Raw genomic sequence first — 19,271 nt, 5'->3', positions numbered from 1 at the left:
GGGACTTTAGAGCTAATTTATAAAGAAAATCTAAATAGAGGCAGGCGAACCTGAGGGTGAACTTTAGTCTGAAAGAGATGCTTCTGAAGCCCGCCTATGAGTCGCCTACCGGAAATCGCCAATCCCAAGCGCAAAGCCTATCCCAGTGATATGAGTGATGCAGAATGGAGCGTTTTGCAACCGCTGATACCTGCCGGTAAAGGCTTTGGTCGTCCCCGTGAAGTGGACTTTCGAGAAATCCTCAACGCAATCTTCTACGTGCAGCGTACTGGATGCCAGTGGGAAATGCTACCGCATGACCTTCCCCCGTATACAACGGTGTACTTCTACTTTTGCAAATGGCATCGCAAGGGGATTTGGCAGCAGATGCACGACCAACGCCGAGCAGACCTGCGGCAGAAAATGGGCAGAACCATAGACTCCAGTGTGGCAATTGCTGATTCCCAATCGGTCAAGACCACCGAAAAAAGGGGGGCATCTACGGTTTCGACGGTGGCAAAAAGGTTAAGGGGCGTAAGCGCCACCTCGTTGTAGACTCCCAAGGGCTTTTAATTGGGGTATTAGTCACCGAAGCGAATGCCTCAGAACGGCTTGGAGCCGTGGTCACGCTCGATGAAGCCAGCGATAAACTCTCCCGGCTTGAGGTGGTGTGGGTAGACCAGGGGTATAGCGGCAAGAAGTTTGCCCATGCAGTCCAACAGGTCTGTGGGGAACCTGTCCGCGTAGAAGTCATCAAACGAACCTCCAAGTCGTTTGAAATTCTGCCTAAGCGCTGGATTGTGGAGCGAACTTTTGGCTGGTTGAATCGCTATCGACGCTTGAGCAAAGACTACGAATTGTATTGCGAAATGAGTGAAGCCATGATCTACGGTGCCATGATTCAATTGATGCTCAAGCGCTTGGCAGCTTAGCTACTTTATAAATCAGCTCTAAACAAGCAAGTATTCACACGCTGGTTTGAGCAATCCCTAAACCCATTGCAACCGATGCTGCATTTAGCCAAAGCCCACTGGCAGGCGATCCGCGCCCATGCCGAACAAACCTACCCGCAAGAATGCTGTGGGCTGCTGCTAGGACAGACAGCATCGACAGGCGACGAAACGATTCGGACGGTGGTAGAACTGTGGACGGCTGAAAATGCCTGGAACCCAGAAGCCGCTGCGCTGATTTCAGACCTGCTGAGCCAGCCTCAACTCGCAAACAGCAAGCGCGATCGCTACTGGATTGATCCCCAAGAAATGCTGGCTGCGATGAAATATGGGCGCGATCGCCAGCTCGACATTATCGGCGTGTATCACTCCCATCCCGACCATCCCGCTGTGCCCTCAGAATGCGACCGGGCGATCGCCTGGCCACACTATTCCTATATCATCGTGTCTGTTTCCCAAAGAAGCGCCCAGGATTTACTATCCTGGAATTTGGATCAAGACCATGCCTTTCAGGCAGAACCCCTCATCTATTCTGAATCATCTTAGAGCTAATTTGTAAAGGAGCCTGAAAGCCTTGTTAATCAAGGATTTCCGAGAAACCGCTTTTCCTGGGCAAACATGACCTCAAAGCCACACATGCCAAGAGTTTCAGGCTTCTTAAGATTTGCTTCATAAATTAGCTCTTAGGACTTACTACTCTGTAAATTAAGTTTTTTGGACTCAAGCGAGTGAGTAGTAGACTGTTCACAGTCCTATTGTTAGTTGAGTAGAGATGAAAAAGTGCCAAGTCGAACTGCGTCCAACCGACCGCGATTACCTAAAGAATTTGTTGCGTAAGGGTCAACTGGGAGCCCGGCAGTTTAAGCAGGCAACTGGTTTACTGGAACTTGACCGAGGCAAACCCGTAAGTGCCGTTGCGATGACCTTAAGTGTCTCAGAGACGACGGTGCAGGCATGGCGCGAGCGCTATGAACAGGAAGGATTGCAGATGCTGCATGACAAGCCCCGCTCGGGTCGTCCAATCGAGTTTGATGGTGAGCAACGAGCCAATATTACGGCTTTAGCCTGTAGTGAAGCCCCAGTCGGTCATGACCGCTGGGACTTGCGTCTGCTGGCGGATAAGGCGGTTGAACTGAACTATTGCTAGAGTATTTCACATACGCAAGTCGCGAAGATTTTCAAAAAAACGAGTTGAAGCCTCACCTCAAGCAGACGTGGTGTCTGGGTCAATTGGATAGCCGCTTTATTGCTCAAATGGAACAGATCCTTTGGTTGTACGCCCAACCTTATGACCCTGCCTACCCGGTAGTCTGCTTCGATGAGCGTCCCTGTTTCCTCATCGGTGAGGTGGTTGCCCCGTTGCTGATGCAAGCGGGTCATGTCTACAAAGAACACTACAGTTATGAAAAAAATGGCTCTTGTGCCTTGTTAGCGGCAATTAAACCCTGAACGGGAAACCGTCTAGCTGAAACTGCCAGGAGCAAACTTAGTCGTCACTACGACAACATTCGACCTGCACCAGTGGGAGTAAAACCGTCAGATACTTAATTTACAGAGTACTTACGCACTTGCGATTAAGTTTTCTGGGTTTTGGACGATTTCTCGCGGGCGCAGCCCGCGAGAAATCGTCCAACTGTGTAAGTCCTATAATCTGTTCTGAATAATTGTGATGTCGAGATGAAGTGTAGCGGGATGTTGGAATATTTTGGAGTATTGGAGTCGTAGTCTGATGAAAAGATTGAAAAGATTCCGACGAATCGATTGAATTAGTTTTAAGGAGGAACAGACATGAGGAAGATAAATCTAAATCCTTCCTCATTCCGCCTGAATCTATCACTCCGTTACCCAAAAACCTTAATATCCTGTCCTAGCTCCTAACCTCTAAACCCTGATACCCAAACCCCTATGCTCAATCCCAATCTGGACGAGATCCAGTTAACCAAAGACGACTACGAACGATATTCCAGACACCTGATCCTGCCGGAGGTCGGTGTAGAGGGACAAAAGCGGCTGAAAGCGGCTAGTGTTCTCTGCATCGGTACAGGTGGGCTAGGTTCCCCGTTGCTGCTGTACCTGGCGGCGGCGGGCATTGGCCGCATCGGCATTGTAGATTTTGACGTGGTGGATCACTCCAACCTGCAACGGCAGGTGATTCACGGCACCTCCTGGGTCGGCAAACCTAAAATTCAGTCCGCCAAAAACCGGATTTTGGAAATCAACCCCTACTGCCAGGTGGATCTTTACGAAACCCGCCTCAGTTCCGAGAATGCGTTGAGCATTATGGAACCCTACGACATTGTGGTAGACGGCACCGACAACTTCCCAACGCGCTATCTGGTGAACGATGCCTGTGTCCTGTCGGGCAAGCCCAATGTCTACGGCTCTATCTTCCGGTTTGAGGGGCAGGCGACGGTGTTTAACTACCAGGACGGGCCCAACTACCGCGACCTCTATCCCGAACCCCCACCACCGGGTCTGGTGCCCTCCTGCGCCGAGGGTGGCGTGCTGGGCATTCTCCCTGGCATTATTGGCGTGATCCAGGCGACGGAAACGGTGAAGATTATTCTGGGGCAGGGGCAAACCCTGAACGGGCGGCTGCTGCTGTTCAACGCGCTTAACATGACCTTCCGAGAGCTAAAGCTGCGCCCCAATCCAGAGCGTCCGGTGATTGAGAAACTGATCGACTACGAAGAGTTTTGTGGAATTCCCCAGGCCAAAGCAATGGAAGCACAGCAACAGTCTGAAATGCAGGAAATGACCGTGACTGAGCTAAAGCAACTGCTCGACAGTGGTGCAGATGGCTACGTGGTGATTGATGTTCGCAATCCCAATGAATACGAAATTGCCAAAATTCCCGGTACGACGCTGATTCCGCTGCCGGAAATCGAAAACGGCGACGGCGTGGCCAAGGTGCAGGAGTTGCTGAACGGGCACAAGCTGATTGCCCACTGCAAGATGGGCGGGCGCTCGGCCAAGGCGCTGGCGATTTTGAAAGAGCGGGCCGGGATCGACGGCATCAATGTGAAGGGCGGCATTACTGCCTGGAGCCGCGAGGTTGATCCCTCCGTGCCGGAATACTAGGTCATGGAACACTAGGTCAACCGATGATCTCTCCCGTGGGGCGATCGCCCGTTTTGTGGCGGCAGGTTTTGGGGCTGGCTGCAGTGCAGTCGGCTATTACGCTGATGTGGGTGATGTATGGAGCCTACGTCCCTCAACTGCTGGAGCAATTTGGGCTACCGATCAGCCTGGGGGTGGCGATCGCCACCCTGGAAAATGCGCTGGCGATCGCCTTCCAGCCGCTCATGGGGAGCCTGTCTGACCGGGCGCAGCGCTGGACGGGCACCCGCTTCCCCTTCATTGCCGTCGGGGTCGTGTTAACGGCGGCGCTCTTTTTGGCGATTCCTGGCATCACGGTGCTGGACACGGGCACGGCGCTGCGGGGTCTGATGCTGTTCGTGCTGGTGGCGTGGTCGCTGGCGATGACGGTGTTTCATAGTCCCGTGCTGTCGCTTTTAGGGCACTACACGACGGTTTCGCATCTGCCGCTGGCCGCCAGCTTCCTCACGGTGGCCAGTGGCATTGTGGGGACTCTAGCGCCTGTGGTCAACCAGATGATCTTGAACCTGGGGCCGCTGGCCACTTTCTTGGTGGGATCTACAGTGCTGCTGCTGGCGGCGGCGCTGCTGAGGCGGCTGGATGCGCCAGTTTCCTTCACCCTGTCAGGGGCGATCGCCACGGATGCGTCACCGTTGCCCTCGCTGGGCAGCCTCAGCTTTTTGGCGGCGGTGGGGCTTTGTCTGGGCTGGGGGCAGCGGCTAATGATGGATGCGGTGCGCGGCATGACCTCGACCCATCTGCCGGGTCAAAACTCGAATCAAATCATGCTCTGGGTGGCGATCGCCATTGCCGTCGTTGCCGTGCCCTTGGGGGCGATCGCCACTCGCCTGGGCAATCGACTAGCCCTGACGGCTGGCGTAGTGGGGGCAGTGCTGGTGGCGACGCTGTGGGGGCTGGTGCCCTCGGCGGCGATTGTAGCGCTGGGTATTCTAGTGCTGATTTTGGCGCTGGCGCTGATTCAAAACGGCGGCCTGCCTGTAGCCCTTGCCCAAGTGCCCGTGAGCCGCGCTGGGCTGGGCGTGGGGCTATACCTCGGCGGCGTTTCGGCGGCCAATCTCCTGCAAAATGCGTTGCAAGCGGGTCTGCTGTCACTCAGCCTGGGCGGGCTGTCGCTGCTGGGTGCGGCGGCGCTGCTGGTGGCGATCGCGCTGCTGTGGGCCCGCAAGCCTTCTCCTACTCCTGGGTGAGGGGCGGTCGCCCAGTCAGATCCTCCAGGATGAGCAGATAGTTTTACGCAAGTTGGGTGAGGTTTTAGCTCTGTTTCAGCGATTATTCTAAGAAGCATAGAGGTTAACTCTCAGTTGCCTGATGACAGGCACCTCTTGTTTGAGAAACGGGGCTAAGGGGGCTTGCCCCGTTTTTCTTTTTAAATCTGGTTAAATCTGGCTGGTTAAATCTGGCGACAAACCAGCTAGCGATAAGAAGTCACCAACACTTCGGTAATTTTTCCCCGGCGACGGGCGTTGGAGTTGATTGAGCGGGCGGCAGTGATGGTGTGGGTGGGAAAGTCGGCGTAGAGGTCGCGGATAAACTCGCAGTCAGAGTTGGACAGCATTGCCTTGACCCCGCGCCGCGCCAGTTCTGCAAACACATCCCGCAGGCGAATTTGGTCGTCTCGGTTAAAGGCGTAGCGGTTGTAAGACGTGAAGCGGCTGGTGGCGCTGATGGGGTAGTAGGGCGGGTCGAGGTAGACAAAATCCTGCGGCGTGCGGGCGTGTTCCAGCACCATCTCAAAGGGATGGGCGAATAGTTCCGTGTGGCGGAGGGCGATCGCCGCTGCTTGCAGCAAGTCTACGTGGCAAATCTTAGGGTTTTTGTAGCGCCCCATCGGCACGTTGAACTGACCCCGCGAGTTCTCTCGGTATAGTCCGTTAAAGCAGGTTCGGTTCAGGTAGATCAGCCGTGCCGCCCGCTCCACATCCGTCGTTCCCGGATTGCTTCGCACCCAGTAGTAATAGTCCTGACCGTGATGAAGCTGGTGTTCTTCCAGCAGCACTATCACATCCATCACGCGATCGCGCACACAGCGATAGACGTTCACCAGCTCATCGTTAATATCCATCAGCACCGACCGCGCCGGTTGCAGCCGAAAAAAAATCGCGCCGCCCCCCAAAAACGGCTCGTGATAGGTTTCAAAGGAATCGGGAAAGTAGGGGAGATATTGCGAAATCAGTTGTCCCTTGCCCCCGGCCCACTTGAGAAAGGGGCGCGGCAAGAGAGTGGGCGAAACGCTAGTAACCAAGGAACTATCCGGGGAGACGGTGCGGGTACAGATGAAATTACCCATTAGAATAGATGACGAGAAAAATTTCGGCGCATTTTCTTATTTGCAACTCCAATGCAGGACTTTTTTACAAACGTTTCTCGCTACCCCCGCTATTTAATTAGCTTTTCGCTGGGCGTGCTATACACATTCGTCAAGCCGCTGTTGCCGCTGTTTCAAAGGCCCACGACGGCGATCGCCACGTCTCTTCTGCTCCTCTCTGGCTTCGCCTTCATTGCCTTTACCCTCCGCGCTATGCTGGAGCTTTAGGGATTCAGACGCTCGGTGTCGGGTGCTAGGTCGCAATCACCAGATACCGCCTGATCCCTGACCCCGCTCCTTCACCCATGAACCCTGATTCTTTTGCAACCCTATGGCAACCGATCGGCGGGTTTCCCGCGTCTCAGAATTAATCAAGCGCGAAGTGAGCCAGCTTCTGATCTCTGGCATCAAGGACGATCGCGTTGGCGTGGGCATGGTCAGTGTTACCGAGGTCGATGTGTCGGGAGATTTGCAGCACGCCAAGATCTTCGTCAGTATTTACGGTTCGGACGAGGCCCGCGCAGAGACGATGGCGGGGCTAAAGTCTGCTACGGGTTATGTCCGCAGCACGCTGGGTCAGCGGATTCGCCTGCGTCGCACGCCGGAAGTTGTGTTTGTGGAAGATCGCTCCATCGAGCGGGGCACTCAAGTCCTGTCGTTGCTTAACCGCCTCAGCGCCGAGCGCAAGCCAGAGACTTTGGAAGCCCTCCAGTCGTCTGAGAACCGGGCTGAGTCAGACTTTTCCGACGAACCGGAAGATGAATTTGACGATGAACTCGACGACGAACTAGAGGATGAACTAGATGACGAGTTCGACGACGAACTGGACGACGAATTTGCCGACGAACTCGATGATGACTTCGATGACGAACTGGATGAGGATGAGGACAATTCCCTCATTCGCGCTGAGGATTAGCCCAATTTTTAGCCCGGTTTCATGACGACTCGCGCCCAGCTTCGTCCCCAGTGGGAAGACCTGTCGCTGCCGCAGCAGGTGGCGCAGATGGTGGTCGTGCGAGCCTCCGGCTACTGGTTTGACCATCAGATTCAGTATCCCGCCTGGGAGCCACCCCTGGAAACACTGCGCTACTGGGTGGAAGATTTGGGCGTGGGTGGTGTGATTTTGCTGGGCGGCAGTGCGGCGGAGGTGGCCGGGCGATCGCACTGGCTCCAGTCTTGGGCAGAGTTGCCGCTGCTGATTGCTGCCGATGTGGAAGAGGGCGTGGGGCAGCGATTTGCAGGCGCGACCTGGTTTCCCCCGCCGATGGCGCTGGGTGAACTTGCCAAGCGGGATTTGCCTGCGGCCTTGCGCGATGCCGAGGCGATGGGCGCGGCCCTGGCGCAGGAAGCCCTTGCCGTGGGCATTAACTGGGTGCTGGCTCCAGTGGTGGATGTGAACAACAACCCGGCGAATCCAGTGATCAACGTGCGGGCCTTTGGCGATACACCAGAGATCGTCAGCAAGCTGGCCACCGCCTTTATTCGAGGCGCACAGCAGTTTCCGGTGCTGACCTGTGCCAAGCACTTCCCCGGCCACGGCGACACGGCCACCGATTCGCATCTAGATTTGCCGCTGATCCCCCACGGATTGACTCGACTAGAGCAGGTTGAATTTCCTCCGTTTCAGGCGGCGATCGCCCAGGGGGTCGATTCCATCATGAGCGCCCACCTGCTGATTCCGGCGCTGGATGAACGCTGGCCCGCCACGCTGTCGCGCCGGATTTTGACCAGGCAACTGCGCGATCGCCTGGGCTTTGACGGGCTGGTTTCAACGGATGCGCTGGTCATGGGAGCGATCGCCAATCACTATGGCCCCAACGAAGCCGCCGTGCTGGCCGTGGAAGCGGGAGCCGACATTTTGCTAATGCCTGCTGACCCAGAGGGCGCAATTCAGGCCGTCTGCGATGCTGTCGCGTCGGGTCGCATTGCCCCAGCGCGGATTCAGGACTCCCTCGCCCGCATTCAGCAGGCCAAGCGCAAGCTGCGTCCCCAAATGCCCACGGGCGGCACGTCCCACGCCTGGGAAAATTTGCCGCCTGCTGGGTTCGACATCGAGCCGCTGATGGCGCATCTGGCCCAACCCCAAACCCAGCACTTGGCGACCGACCTGCTGCAAGGGTCGATGCGGGTTCATGTGCCTACGCGCTCCCGGTTGCAGAATCTGACCCTTGCCGCGCCGCGCCGCACGCTCATTGTGCTGGATGATGTGCTGGAGCGAGAGTTTTTGAACCGCACCGCGCCAGCGATCGCCCTCCCCAGACAGCGCGGCTTTCGGGTGGAAATCGTCGATGGGCACACACCGGCCGGTCTAGCGCTTCAGGAACCGTCGCCCACGCCCACACTGCTGCAACTCTTTGTGCGGGGCAACCCGTTTCGCGGCAGCGCTGGACTGAGCCAGCTTGCAGCAGGGTGGTTTCAGCATTTGCTAGACACGCAGCAGTTGGCGGGGCTGGTGGTCTACGGCAGTCCGTATATCCTGGAGCAGTTTTTGCCGCAGTTACCCGTTGAGGTTCCCTATGTGTTCACCTATGGGCAGATGGCGCAGGCCCAGTCGATCGCCCTGCAAACCTTGCTAGTCGATTGAGCTAGTTGATTGAGCTAGTCGATTGAACAGATTGAACCCCGCTACGTCCGCGTCTCGTAGCACAGCACCCGCCGCCTGACGCGATCGCGCTCTTGAGGATGTTGAATCAGCCCGGCCACTCGCAGCGCCTCTGCCTGACGAGCCAGTTGGGCATAGTGGATGGCGATCGCCTCGTAGGCGCTGGCGCGATCGCGGTCGTCGTCTACAACTGTGCCGCCTTCATTGCCAAAGGTGAAGGTGCGGATTTCGGGGTCGGGAATCGTGCGGGCGAGTTCTAGGGCGCGAGCGAGGTAGGCGATCGCCTCTTGCGGCTGGCCGTCCTGGCGGGCCCGCTCCACCAAAGACAGCAGCAACCCAACGCGGATTTCGGGCGTGCGGCTCTGGTCGATGACCTTTAGCACCTGATCTGTGTGCCCGTCCCGCAGGGCGGCCTCTGCCACCGTTCCCAGCGACATCTCCCGGCGGTCGGGGTCGGGCGTGGCCAGGGCAAGCTGCAAGGCCAGATCGAAATGGCGCAGGGCCACGGTTTGCTCCACTAGCGACCATAGATAATAGCTGCTGGTGGAAAAGTCGTTGATTTCAACTGCGCTGCGCCGAACCAGGTTGAGCATGGACGGATCTACAGGCTGGCGGGCATTGGCCACTTCCAGCGCCACCGCTGAGGCTGCTTGCAGGCGATCGATCGGGGTCGCTAGCCCGGCGGCAGTGGTTCGTGCCTCGTTAAATAAGTCCGTGGCGGGGTCAATATTGCCCGTGAGCAGGAGTTGACGAGCGATCGCCGCCGTCAGCCGCACCTGCGTTAGCCCATCGGTTGGGTGAACCGCCTGACGCAATTCCAGTGCCCGGTCTGCCTGGTTCGCATTCACATAGGCTGTTGCCAGCGCCATCATAGCCTGACTGCGAATCTCCAGATTTTCTGGCGCAATGCTCATCCATGCCTGGTCTGCGGCGGCCAGGGCTTGTCGTTCGGCAGCCCGCTGCACAATCAGCAAGAGAACGATATCGCGATCGCCCGCCAGAAAAGGATCGGTTGGCGCAGTGGCGATGCGGATGGCAGGGTCATAGGCCGAAACGGCGATCGCCCGCTGCACCAGGTGGCGAACCTGAAAGGCTTGCCAATCGGACGGAACCTGCCGTAGTGCAGTCTCCACCTGCTGCATCACGGCGGCTGCTTGGTCTGTCTGCTGCTGTCCCCAGAGTTGCAGCGCCAGGTTGGTCAGCACGCTCGATCGCTTCTCGGCATCCGTCATTGCCTGCGCCACCGCCAGCGCCGGGTCGATGCGAACGCCCGCGTAGGTGTTGACCACGGTTTCTAGCGTGAATTCGGTATCATTGACTGATTTTGCAACGGTCACGGCTTCCTGAAACAGGGCCTCGCCCCCGGTCAGGTTGCGGGCGGTGTAGGCACTGGCGACTTCGGCCAGGGCGATCGCCCTCGCGCTGGGGTCGGCAATGCTCCGGGCTGTGGCCGCCGCAGACTCCCACTGGCTTTGCGTCAGTTGCATCCGCACAATCTCCAGCTTGGCCTGCCCCTGGGCATAGGGCACGTCAGTAAGGCTCTGGGCAATTTGCTGCGCCAGTGTAATCTGTCCGGCTTTGGCATAGCTGGCCGCGACTTTGGCCAGGGCGCTGCGGCGGCGGGTTGGGTTGGGGTGAACAATGGCGCTGGCGTGACGGTTTGCCTGATTCAGCAGCGCGATCGCCCGGTCTACCCGTCCGGCCGATACCGCCGCATCGGCAATCGGCACTAGCGCATTGACCTTAAATTCGTCGCCTTGCACTGTCTGCACTGCCCGAGCCGCCAGTTCCAGCGTTGCCCCCGCCGCCTCCAACTGGTCTAGCGCCAGATAAGCACGGGCGATCGCCAGCAGGGTTTGCGATTTCAAAAAGCTGTAGCCTGCTCCCAACGTCCGGGTTTCCCGCACGGCTTCTGCCAGCATCGGCAACACCAGACCGGGCTGGTCGCGCTCGTCAGCCTTCTCGATCAGGGTTCGCCAGGGATTGGGGTTATAGCCCGGTTCTTCGGTAATCAAGCCCGCCAGACGCAGCGCTTTTTGGGGTGCGGGCAGGCTGCCAGCCAACTTCAGCAGGGCAGTCATCTGGTCGCTGGCGGACTCCAGCCGTTCGGCTGCCAAATCTGCTTCCAGGCGGCGCATCCGGCTAAAAAAGTGGCGATCGCTCTCTGTGTCCTGCTCTTGCAAACAAAACCCAGTCATGGCGCGGGTGGGCTGTGGCTGTGCCTGCGCTGGAGCAAGGGCAAATTGGTGCAAGTTTCCAAACACTAAAATCAACAAAAATCCGCTGGACTTGAGCCATCTAGAGGATTGAAAAAAGGGCGATCGCATAGGGAATAAATGATGACTAAAAATCGAAAGTTTCTTCATAGAAGCTGTACAGACATTGCCAAATCCATTTTCATCTCAACGTTCAAAGCATCCAGCCCTGAATCATTTTTTGAAACGCTAGGATTTATGCAGTGGGACGAGTTCTCACGGGCTGCACCTGCGAGAGATCTTCCAAAATCCAGAAAACTGATCGCAAATGCGTCAATCCTGAACGTGCTGGATATGCGTTCGATAGCAAATGGCAGCGCCAAGTCGAGTCTTGTCGCGCTGCTTTGTTGCAGACCAGGAGCTTCAGTTTGACAGGACGCAGAGATTCAGCAGTGAAGCCTGGACTATATCAAACGGTGCGGCTGGGTCTTGCTTCATCCGGGCTGTCCAACGCTACCGTCTGGTGCTGCATCAGATCTGCCAAGACAGTAAAATACGCCCCGTTTCCGGCATTCCAGAAAAGGCTTACTCTTGCCTGGTAAACAGTATTCTGGGCCTGCCTCAAAGATTTCCTGAGATTTTCTACGCCTGAATTTGACCGTCTTCGAGATAGGCGATCGCGTCTCCAAATTCCCTCACGCGGGGGTCGTGCGTGGCGATCAGCACGGTGCTGCCCTGCTCTCGCGCCAGCCGACAGAGCAACTCCATGACCTTGCGCCCGTTGGCCGAATCCAGCGCCGAAGTCGGCTCGTCGGCAATAATCAGGTCGGGGCGGCCCACCAGCGCCCGCGCCACGGCGACCCGCTGCTGCTGTCCGCCCGAAAGCTGCCGGGGCAAAACGTTTGCGCGGCTTTCTAGCCCTACGGCATCGAGGAGCGATCGCGCTTCGGTGCGGGCACTGGGGCCGAAAACTCCTTTGATATTCAGCGCCAGTTCCACATTTTCCAGCGCTGTCAGGCTGCGGAGCAGATTGTAATCCTGAAACACGATGCCGAGATGCCGATTGCGGAAGTGGGCCTGGGCGGCGCGGGACAACTGGGTCAGATTGGTGCCTAGCAGTTCGACCTGTCCTGCGGTGGGCGAGAGCAACCCTGCTACGACTTGCAGCAGCGTGGTTTTGCCTGCGCCTGCTGGGCCCATAATCAACTGCACTGAGCCACGGGGAATTTCTAGATTAATGTGCCGAAGCGCCTGAAACGGCTCTCCTTCGCTGCGAAAGACCAGATCGATGTCGCGCAGGGCGATCGCCACTGGAGAAGTCGCCACTGGAGAGGTCGCCACTGGAGAGGTCGCCACTGGAGAGGTTGCCACCTGAGGCGCGGCCAGCAGAGGGGCGATCGCAGTGCTATCTGCCCTGAAAAAAGGGGCTGACTCGGCAGCGGATTTGGCAAGTCGAAGCAGCATAACCCAGCTTTCCTTGTTGCGAATGAATCTGTGGTGAATAAACTGCCTGAATGCTCCCCACGCCCATATTCTCGCGAATTTACAAATTTCCAGCGCTAGCTCGTAATGAATCGTTGGGAGTTTGCAAACAGATTGTATGACCTGTTTTGTATTCTGCAACTCGTGTTTGCAATTTGCGTTTGCAATTTGCGTTTGCGATTTGCGTTTGCAAGGAGTGGCTGCAATCATCGCCCCTATGTAGCCGCCCTAAAAAGTACCCGATGGGGGAAGTGTGCCTGTTGGGGGGAATCGATAGGCTGAGAAGGCACGGGCTGTAGTGCTTTTGTGGTGAATTGTATTACATCTGGGTGCATTGAGAGCCGATCTTTTTAGCGCATTTTTTCTGGCGCATTTTTTCTGGCGCATTTTTTCTGGCGCTTTTTTTTGGTGCATTTATTTTTGAGAGGAATCTGACCCATGAAACGTGACTCTGGTGTGCGGCTCGGTGTGCAGCTTGGTGTGCGGTTTGGTGTCTGGCTCACCTACGCTGCTGCGGTTTTCATCAGTTTGCAAGGAGCGGCGATCGCCCGTCCGGTTCAGCTTGCCGCTCGACAGGATTCAGCGCAAACGGTGCAGCGGTCTGACCTGATTCGTCCTATTACGCCCATCGACCGGATTGACTTGCCAAGAGATACCTCGCGGCGCTAGGAGATGGCAGGGGGTTGAGGATCGCTCACTTCAGCCCTCCAAATACGCCAGCAACCTTTAATACCCGGCCTGTATCAGATCCGACCTGTATCAGAATAGAAGCAGGCTATAGGGGCGATCGCCCGAATTGCCTTGTCAGTGCCTTGCCATTGCCTTGCGAGTGCATGATTCAGTGCATTCTCCGGATGCTTTCGCTCTGGCCGTCTGTCTTCTACCTGCTGTTTTTCTCATGCCTTCTCTCAAACCGCCCCGCTATCAGCCTGCCAACTCGCTCGAATCGCCGCGTTTTTCGGGGGTTCGCACCTTTGCCCGACTGCCCTACGTGCAAGATCCGGCGGATGTAGATGTGGCCATTGTCGGGCTGCCGTTTGATACGGGAGCGACGTTCAAGGTGGGGGCGCGGTTTGGACCAGAGGCGGTGCGCGGTGCGTCGGCGCTGCTGCGGCCCTACAACCCTGAGCTAGACGTGATGGTATTTGAAACACTGTCCTGTGTGGACTACGGTGATGCGCCCGTGGTGCCGGGGTTTATTGAGGACAGCTTGGGGGCGATCGCCCGCACGATCCAACCTCTGGCCGAAGCGGGCGTGGTGACGCTCAGCATTGGCGGCGACCATAGCGTGGCGCTGGGGGAACTGCGGGCGCTGGCTGCGGCTCATGGGCCGCTGGCGCTGGTGCATTTCGACGCACACGGCGACTATTGGGACAGCTACTTTGGACATAAGTACACCCACGGCACGCCGTTTCGCCGCGCTGTGGAGGAAGGGCTAATCCTTCCCGAAGCCTCGGTGCAACTGGGAATGCGCGGCCCGCTCTACGATTCCGACGATCTGGATACGCCGCGCCACGCCGGGTTCACCGTGCTGACCACCACGCAACTGATGCACCACACGCCGGAGGAAATCGGGGCGCTGGTGCGGGAAAAAGTGGGCGATCGCAAGGCGTTTCTCTCCTTCGATGTGGACTTCTTTGACCCTGCCTTTGCCCCCGGCACGGGCACCCCCGAAGTCGGCGGGCCCACGAGCTTTCAGGGACTCGGCTATCTGCGAGCCTGCACGGGACTCACCTGGGTCGGCGGCGACGTGGTAGAAGTGCTGCCTGCGATGGATCATTCCCAGGTGACAGCCCACCTCGGCGCACAAATCGGCTACGAGTTCCTGTCGCTGGTGGCTCTGTCAAAGCGTTAGTTTGTCGGATTGGGTTCCGGTGTTCCGTCTTCTAATACGCCTTTAGGACTGCTGCCCCCTGCATGGCGCAACTCTCGCAGTCTGCTCCGCTTGTGTTGCCTGATTGACGCTAGTTTCTACAACCCGTAGGCTACAAAAGGGTAGCGGTGTCGCTGTTGCCGTTTGCAGTCTTTGAATTTAGCGGATTTAGCGCAGAGTTTAACGCGAGAGGAATTCATGGCAGACGCAAGAAATGTACTGGGCAGCAAGCTGGAGGTTTGCTCGATTTCGCCGATGACGGGTTTCTATCGGGATGGTTGTTGCAGCACGGGGGCGGGCGATTTTGGGGCCCATGTCGTGTGCGCTGAGGTGACTCAGGAATTCCTCGACTACACCAAAGCCCAAGGCAATGACCTGTGTACGCCCATGCCTGCCTACGGGTTTCCTGGCCTCAAACCGGGCGATCGCTGGTGTCTCTGTGCTTCCCGCTGGAAAGAAGCGCTGGATGCTGGCGTTGCGCCGCCGGTCGTGCTAGCTGCGACTCATGCTTCGGCGCTGGAGTATGTGTCGATGGCCGAGTTGGAGAAACATGCGCTGGACTTGGCGGGGTGATGGGGCGTTTGGCTGGTATTGATTTTGGATTTTGGATTTGCAATTTTGGATTTGCGATTCTGAATTTTGGGCGATCAGGGAAGTCTTATTGGGGCTTGCGGCAGCTTCACTTGTCGCGCCATTGGGGGAGTTGGCGCTAGGGGCGATCGCCCGCACCCAAACCTGAAGCTTCTGCCCCTGAAGTTTCTACAATGAAGTTTCGCGGAAGTTTCACGAATCGGGTCAGAATGGTTAATCATTAAATACCTCAGAAAATGCGTCAGATCGACGGGTGAAAGACATTGGGGTCTTGGATTTAACCCCTGCTCCATCCCGACATTCCCTCACCTCCAGCATTCCGCGCTCCCTGTTCCCCCTCCCTCACCCCATGCCCAAAACCGCCGACTTCCTCGCCCACCTCAATCCGTCCCAGCGCCGTGCCGTCGAGCATTACTGTGGACCGCTGCTGGTGGTGGCGGGCGCTGGCTCTGGCAAAACGCGGGCGCTGACCTACCGCATCGCCAACTTGGTGCTGACCCATCGGGTAGACCCCGAAAATATTCTGGCGGTGACGTTTACCAACAAAGCCGCCCGCGAAATGAAGGAGCGGATTGAAAAGCTGTTTGCCGAGCGCGAGGCCCAGAGCAAGCACGGTAAACCCCTGGAGGCACTGCCCGAACATGAGCAAACGCGGCTGAAGTCTTTTGTTTATAAAACGATTACCAAAGACCTGTGGATCGGTACGTTTCACGCGCTCTGTGCCCGCATTTTGCGATTTGACATTGAAAAGTTTCGGCATCCTGGTGGCTATTCCTGGAACCGCAATTTTTCCATCTTTGACGAATCCGACGCGCAGGCATTGGTGAAGGATATTGTCATCAATCAGCTCAATCTAGATGACAAGAAATTTGATCCGCGCTCGGTCCGTTACGCCATTAGCAATGCCAAAAACCAGGGCTGGTCGCCCGCTGATTTGGAACGGGAACAGCCCAACTTTCGCGGCCGGACGATCGCCAATGTGTATGCTGAATATCAAAAAGCACTCGCCGCAAATAACGCGCTTGACTTCGACGATTTGATCCTGATCCCCGTCCAGCTATTCCGCCAAAATGAACAGGTTTTGGCATACTGGCACAAACGCTTCAGACACATCCTGGTGGACGAATATCAGGATACGAACCGCACGCAGTATGACCTGATTCGACTATTGGTGACGAACGGCGAAGAGACGGAAAATTTCAAAGACTGGGAATACCGCTCTGTATTTGTTGTGGGCGATGCGGACCAGTCGATTTATTCCTTTAGAGCAGCGGATTTTCGGATTTTGCTGGAGTTTCAGGACGATTTTGGCGATGGGCTGCCGGATGACGACACGCGGACGATGGTAAAGCTGGAGGAAAACTATCGCTCGACGGCGAACATTCTGGAAGCGGCTAATGAGCTAATTGAAAACAACACCGAGCGGATCGACAAGGTGCTGCGGGCGACGCGGGGCGCGGGCGAGTCAATCTTTCTGTTTCGGGCGGAAGACGAAACCGATGAGGCGCGATTCGTGATCGACCAGATCCGCCAACTGGAGCAAAATAACCCGGAGTTGCACTGGGGCAGTTTTGCAATTCTCTATCGCACGAACGCGCAGTCGCGGGCGTTTGAGGAATTTTTAGGGCGCTACGGCATTCCCTACAACATCGTCGGCGGGCTGCGGTTCTATGACCGCAAGGAAATTAAGGATGTGCTGGGGTATTTGAGGGCGATCGCCAATCCGCAAGACACCGTGAGCCTCAAGCGCGTTATCAACACGCCCCGGCGCGGCATCGGCAAGACCACGATCGATCGGCTGGAGTCTGCTGCCCGCGACCTCGATCGCACGCTCTGGGAGGTATTGACCGATGAAACCCTAGTCAGCACGCTGGCGGGGCGCTCTGCCAAGGCGGTCAGCGGCTTTACCAACACTATCCAGACCTGGCAAGCGAAGCTGGAAGACACGCCGCCCGCGGAAATCGTGCAGGGGGTGCTAGAGGATTCGGGCTATGTAGCAGACCTGAAGGCGCAAGGCACGAACGAAGCGGACGATCGCCTGCAAAACGTGCAGGAACTCTATAACGCGGTGCTGCAATTTGAGGAAGAGAACGAAGGCGCGACGCTACTGATGTTTCTGGCCAATGCGTCCCTCGCCTCTGACCTGGACAATACGAAGGAAGACCAGCGCCAGGTGTCGCTGATGACGCTGCATTCGTCCAAAGGACTGGAGTTTCCCGTGGTGTTCCTCGTTGGCGTAGAGCAGGGCCTGTTTCCCAACTTCCGCTCGATGGAAGACCCCGCCTCGCTGGAGGAAGAGCGCCGCCTCTGCTACGTCGGCATTACCCGCGCCAAGGAGCGTTTGTTCATCAGCTATGCCCGTGAGCGGCGACTATATGGCACGCGGGAACCCGCCGCACCATCGCTGTTTTTGGCAGAACTGCCCAAAGAACTGCTGCTAACCAGCGCGGTGGGCGCATTGCCCAAGAAACTGGCAACCCCCATCCGCGAGGTGAAGGCGAAGCGGGCCCAGGAAAGCTTGCTCAACACCCACGCGGATGATTGGAAAGTGGGCGATCGCGTCGTTCACAAAGCCTACGGCGCGGGCCAGGTGACTCACATCTTCGGCGCAGGCAACAAAATCTGCCTTGCTATCAAGTTTCCGGGGCAGGGGCAGAAGATCATTGACCCGAAGATCACAACCTTGCAGCGAGTGATTTAATCCCTTTATCTGATTACCGAATCCCTCGACCTGCTAGACCCTAAACCTGCACCATATCGGCATAGCCCGTCAGCAGTTCCTCGCGGCTGAGGCTGTCGGTGGGGTCTTGGGGAGTCCACAGCAGTTCGTAGATGGCGAGGTATTCGGGCGGAATGGCCCCCAGGCGGCGCAGGGCAAGCTTCAGTTCCTCGACCGTGTGGATGGGGCCAAATAGGGGGCGGTCGTCTTCTGTGCCGACAATCAGCGTCACCACGATGTAGGCGGCGGGGTCATCGTTGGGGTTGAGGTCAAGCGGCTGTCGGCGAATTTTGCCGCCCACGTTCACCAGGGTTTCGGAGGTGAATTTGCCTCGCTCTTCGATAGACCATTGTTCAAACAGGCGGGCAGCTTCCTCGCGGCTGGAAACGGTCTTGGATAGGGCGCGGGCGTGGGTCCAGTTTTCGGGCGATCGCAGCAGCACCAGCACCGTTTCTCGCAGCGCCTCCGACAGCCCTGCCTTCGTGTCGGTATTGATGCCTGCCACTAACTGGTTCAGCCGTTCCTGGATATATCGCGCCTGGGACAACAGCGCCACCTGGAGCAGCGTCACCGTCACAATGTCGTTCTCCAGTTCGCCGCGCCCCGGACGAGCCGCCGGAATGCGCGATCGCCCCGTGCGCTGCATGGCCGACATCACGGTGGAAAAAATCATCAGCCCCGCAGGCAGCAGGAAAAACAGCAGAAACAGCCCACCCCCGCCCCCGCCGCCAACGGGCGTGACATAGCCGCCGCCGGGGGCAACGATCACGGGTGGCCGATTGGACGGAATATAAATGGGGCCGGGCGGCGGATAGTAGCGCCCCGGTACGGGGAAATAGTCAGGCGAGGTGTAGCCACCGCCATAGCCCCCGGAATAGCCACCGCCAGAGTAGCCGCCGCCCGAATACCCCCCGCCGGAATAGCCGCCCCCAGCCGATCCGCCGCCCGACGGACGGTTGAATGTGCCGCCGCGATAGCGACCACCCGAAGCCGCCTCAGCGCGTCGAGCAAAGCCCTGCCGCAGGGGATTGCCCGTTAGAAATTCTCGCCCGCTTAGCCCGCCTGTCCCGTCTACGCTTAGGCCATTGACCAGCGCCAGTGCCAGCAGCGTCGTTGCGCCAAATTGAACCGTCTGGCGAATCTTGCGAAACCGGGTCATGTGTTTAGCCATGATGTTTGTCTTTGGCGAATTCTTGGCCGCATCTGGCCGAGGGGAGTCAGCGAAGCGCGGAGCCTGGGATGTCTCGCATAATCCTACGAGCCAGAGAGAACGTCAAGTAATCTCAAACTAATGTCAATTCTGAATTTTAGATTGGCGATTTTAGATTACCAGCCAAAGCGTCTGGAAGCCGCTTGGGTCGGTCTTTTTGTTAGGGCTTACAACGGTTACAAGCAATTTTTAGATTACCAGCCAAAGCGTCTGGAAGGCTTGCAGCGATTTTATCCGTAGCGCTT

At 57.3% G+C, this 19,271-nt stretch carries 14 protein-coding genes and 2 pseudogenes; 12 read left to right on the top strand and 4 right to left on the bottom strand.

Annotated features, from left to right (window positions below; all coding sequences use genetic code 11):
- Positions 1–96: 96 nt before the first annotated feature.
- From JTM80_RS20945 to JTM80_RS20925, 5 genes and pseudogenes are all read left to right on the top strand, one after another.
- A pseudogene (locus tag JTM80_RS20945) lies at positions 97–911 on the top strand (IS5 family transposase).
- A 75-nt stretch (positions 912–986) separates the two neighbouring features.
- Positions 987–1,475 carry a Mov34/MPN/PAD-1 family protein gene (locus tag JTM80_RS20940; protein ID WP_172354372.1) on the top strand — a complete coding sequence of 163 codons (489 nt, stop codon included), beginning with the start codon at positions 987–989 and terminating at the stop codon, positions 1,473–1,475.
- Positions 1,476–1,848: 373 nt separating this feature from the next.
- Entirely contained in the window at positions 1,849–2,076 is a 228-nt protein-coding gene (locus JTM80_RS23260) for a helix-turn-helix domain-containing protein (protein ID WP_205370243.1), read from the top strand.
- A gap of 758 nt (positions 2,077–2,834) precedes the next feature.
- On the top strand, positions 2,835–4,010 hold the full coding sequence (moeB, locus tag JTM80_RS20930; protein WP_172354370.1) for a molybdopterin-synthase adenylyltransferase MoeB: 1,176 nt from the start codon (positions 2,835–2,837) through the stop codon (positions 4,008–4,010).
- Positions 4,011–4,033: 23 nt separating this feature from the next.
- Positions 4,034–5,236: an MFS transporter gene (locus JTM80_RS20925; protein WP_205370242.1), complete on the top strand. Its 1,203-nt coding sequence runs from the start codon at positions 4,034–4,036 to the stop codon at positions 5,234–5,236.
- Positions 5,237–5,460: 224 nt separating this feature from the next.
- Here the strand turns inward: JTM80_RS20925 and JTM80_RS20920 are convergent, their stop codons facing one another.
- A complete protein-coding gene (locus tag JTM80_RS20920; RefSeq protein WP_225906696.1) occupies positions 5,461–6,291 on the bottom strand; it encodes a DNA adenine methylase in 831 nt (276 codons plus the stop codon).
- Between the two features lie 96 nt (positions 6,292–6,387).
- Between JTM80_RS20920 and JTM80_RS20915 the strand changes: the two genes are divergently transcribed.
- The 3 genes and pseudogenes from JTM80_RS20915 to JTM80_RS20905 all read left to right on the top strand — a co-directional run bounded on the left by JTM80_RS20915 (position 6,388) and on the right by JTM80_RS20905 (position 8,938).
- Positions 6,388–6,582 carry a DUF751 family protein gene (locus JTM80_RS20915; protein ID WP_172354367.1) on the top strand — a complete coding sequence of 65 codons (195 nt, stop codon included), beginning with the start codon at positions 6,388–6,390 and terminating at the stop codon, positions 6,580–6,582.
- 103 nt (positions 6,583–6,685) lie between these two features.
- Positions 6,686–7,057: pseudogene (gene rbfA / locus JTM80_RS22845) on the top strand (30S ribosome-binding factor RbfA); the annotation flags it as partial.
- Between the two features lie 234 nt (positions 7,058–7,291).
- Positions 7,292–8,938: a glycoside hydrolase family 3 N-terminal domain-containing protein gene (locus JTM80_RS20905; protein ID WP_172354365.1), complete on the top strand. Its 1,647-nt coding sequence runs from the start codon at positions 7,292–7,294 to the stop codon at positions 8,936–8,938.
- Between the two features lie 41 nt (positions 8,939–8,979).
- Here JTM80_RS20905 and JTM80_RS20900 read toward each other — a convergent pair whose 3' ends face one another.
- Both JTM80_RS20900 and JTM80_RS20895 read right to left on the bottom strand, forming a co-directional pair.
- The gene (locus JTM80_RS20900; protein ID WP_205370241.1) at positions 8,980–11,208 is read right to left on the bottom strand and encodes a hypothetical protein; all 2,229 of its coding nucleotides are present in this window, start codon (positions 11,206–11,208) and stop codon (positions 8,980–8,982) included.
- A 585-nt stretch (positions 11,209–11,793) separates the two neighbouring features.
- Positions 11,794–12,615, bottom strand: coding sequence for an ABC transporter ATP-binding protein (locus tag JTM80_RS20895; RefSeq protein WP_205370240.1), 822 nt, complete (start codon positions 12,613–12,615; stop codon positions 11,794–11,796).
- Positions 12,616–13,071: 456 nt separating this feature from the next.
- Between JTM80_RS20895 and JTM80_RS20890 the strand changes: the two genes are divergently transcribed.
- The 4 genes from JTM80_RS20890 to pcrA all read left to right on the top strand — a co-directional run bounded on the left by JTM80_RS20890 (position 13,072) and on the right by pcrA (position 17,798).
- The gene (locus JTM80_RS20890; protein ID WP_172354351.1) at positions 13,072–13,302 is read left to right on the top strand and encodes a hypothetical protein; all 231 of its coding nucleotides are present in this window, start codon (positions 13,072–13,074) and stop codon (positions 13,300–13,302) included.
- Between the two features lie 229 nt (positions 13,303–13,531).
- On the top strand, positions 13,532–14,488 hold the full coding sequence (gene speB / locus JTM80_RS20885) for an agmatinase (RefSeq protein ID WP_172354352.1): 957 nt from the start codon (positions 13,532–13,534) through the stop codon (positions 14,486–14,488).
- Positions 14,489–14,704: 216 nt separating this feature from the next.
- Positions 14,705–15,079 (top strand): DUF2237 family protein, encoded by a 375-nt coding sequence (locus JTM80_RS20880; RefSeq protein WP_172354353.1) that lies wholly within the window; start codon positions 14,705–14,707, stop codon positions 15,077–15,079.
- A 367-nt stretch (positions 15,080–15,446) separates the two neighbouring features.
- Positions 15,447–17,798 (top strand): DNA helicase PcrA, encoded by a 2,352-nt coding sequence (gene pcrA / locus JTM80_RS20875; protein WP_205371489.1) that lies wholly within the window; start codon positions 15,447–15,449, stop codon positions 17,796–17,798.
- 40 nt (positions 17,799–17,838) lie between these two features.
- On the opposite strand, the gene JTM80_RS20870 is transcribed toward pcrA, so the two are convergent.
- A complete protein-coding gene (locus JTM80_RS20870) occupies positions 17,839–18,987 on the bottom strand; it encodes a DUF1517 domain-containing protein (protein WP_172354355.1) in 1,149 nt (382 codons plus the stop codon).
- Between the last annotated feature and the right edge of the window lie 284 nt (positions 18,988–19,271).

Source organism: Thermoleptolyngbya sp. PKUAC-SCTB121, assembly GCF_016919485.1.
Taxonomy (GTDB): Bacteria; Cyanobacteriota; Cyanobacteriia; order Elainellales; family Elainellaceae; genus Thermoleptolyngbya; species Thermoleptolyngbya sichuanensis.
The sequence above is the reverse complement of the archived record's forward strand: the minus strand, read 5'-3'. Positions and strand labels throughout refer to the sequence as shown.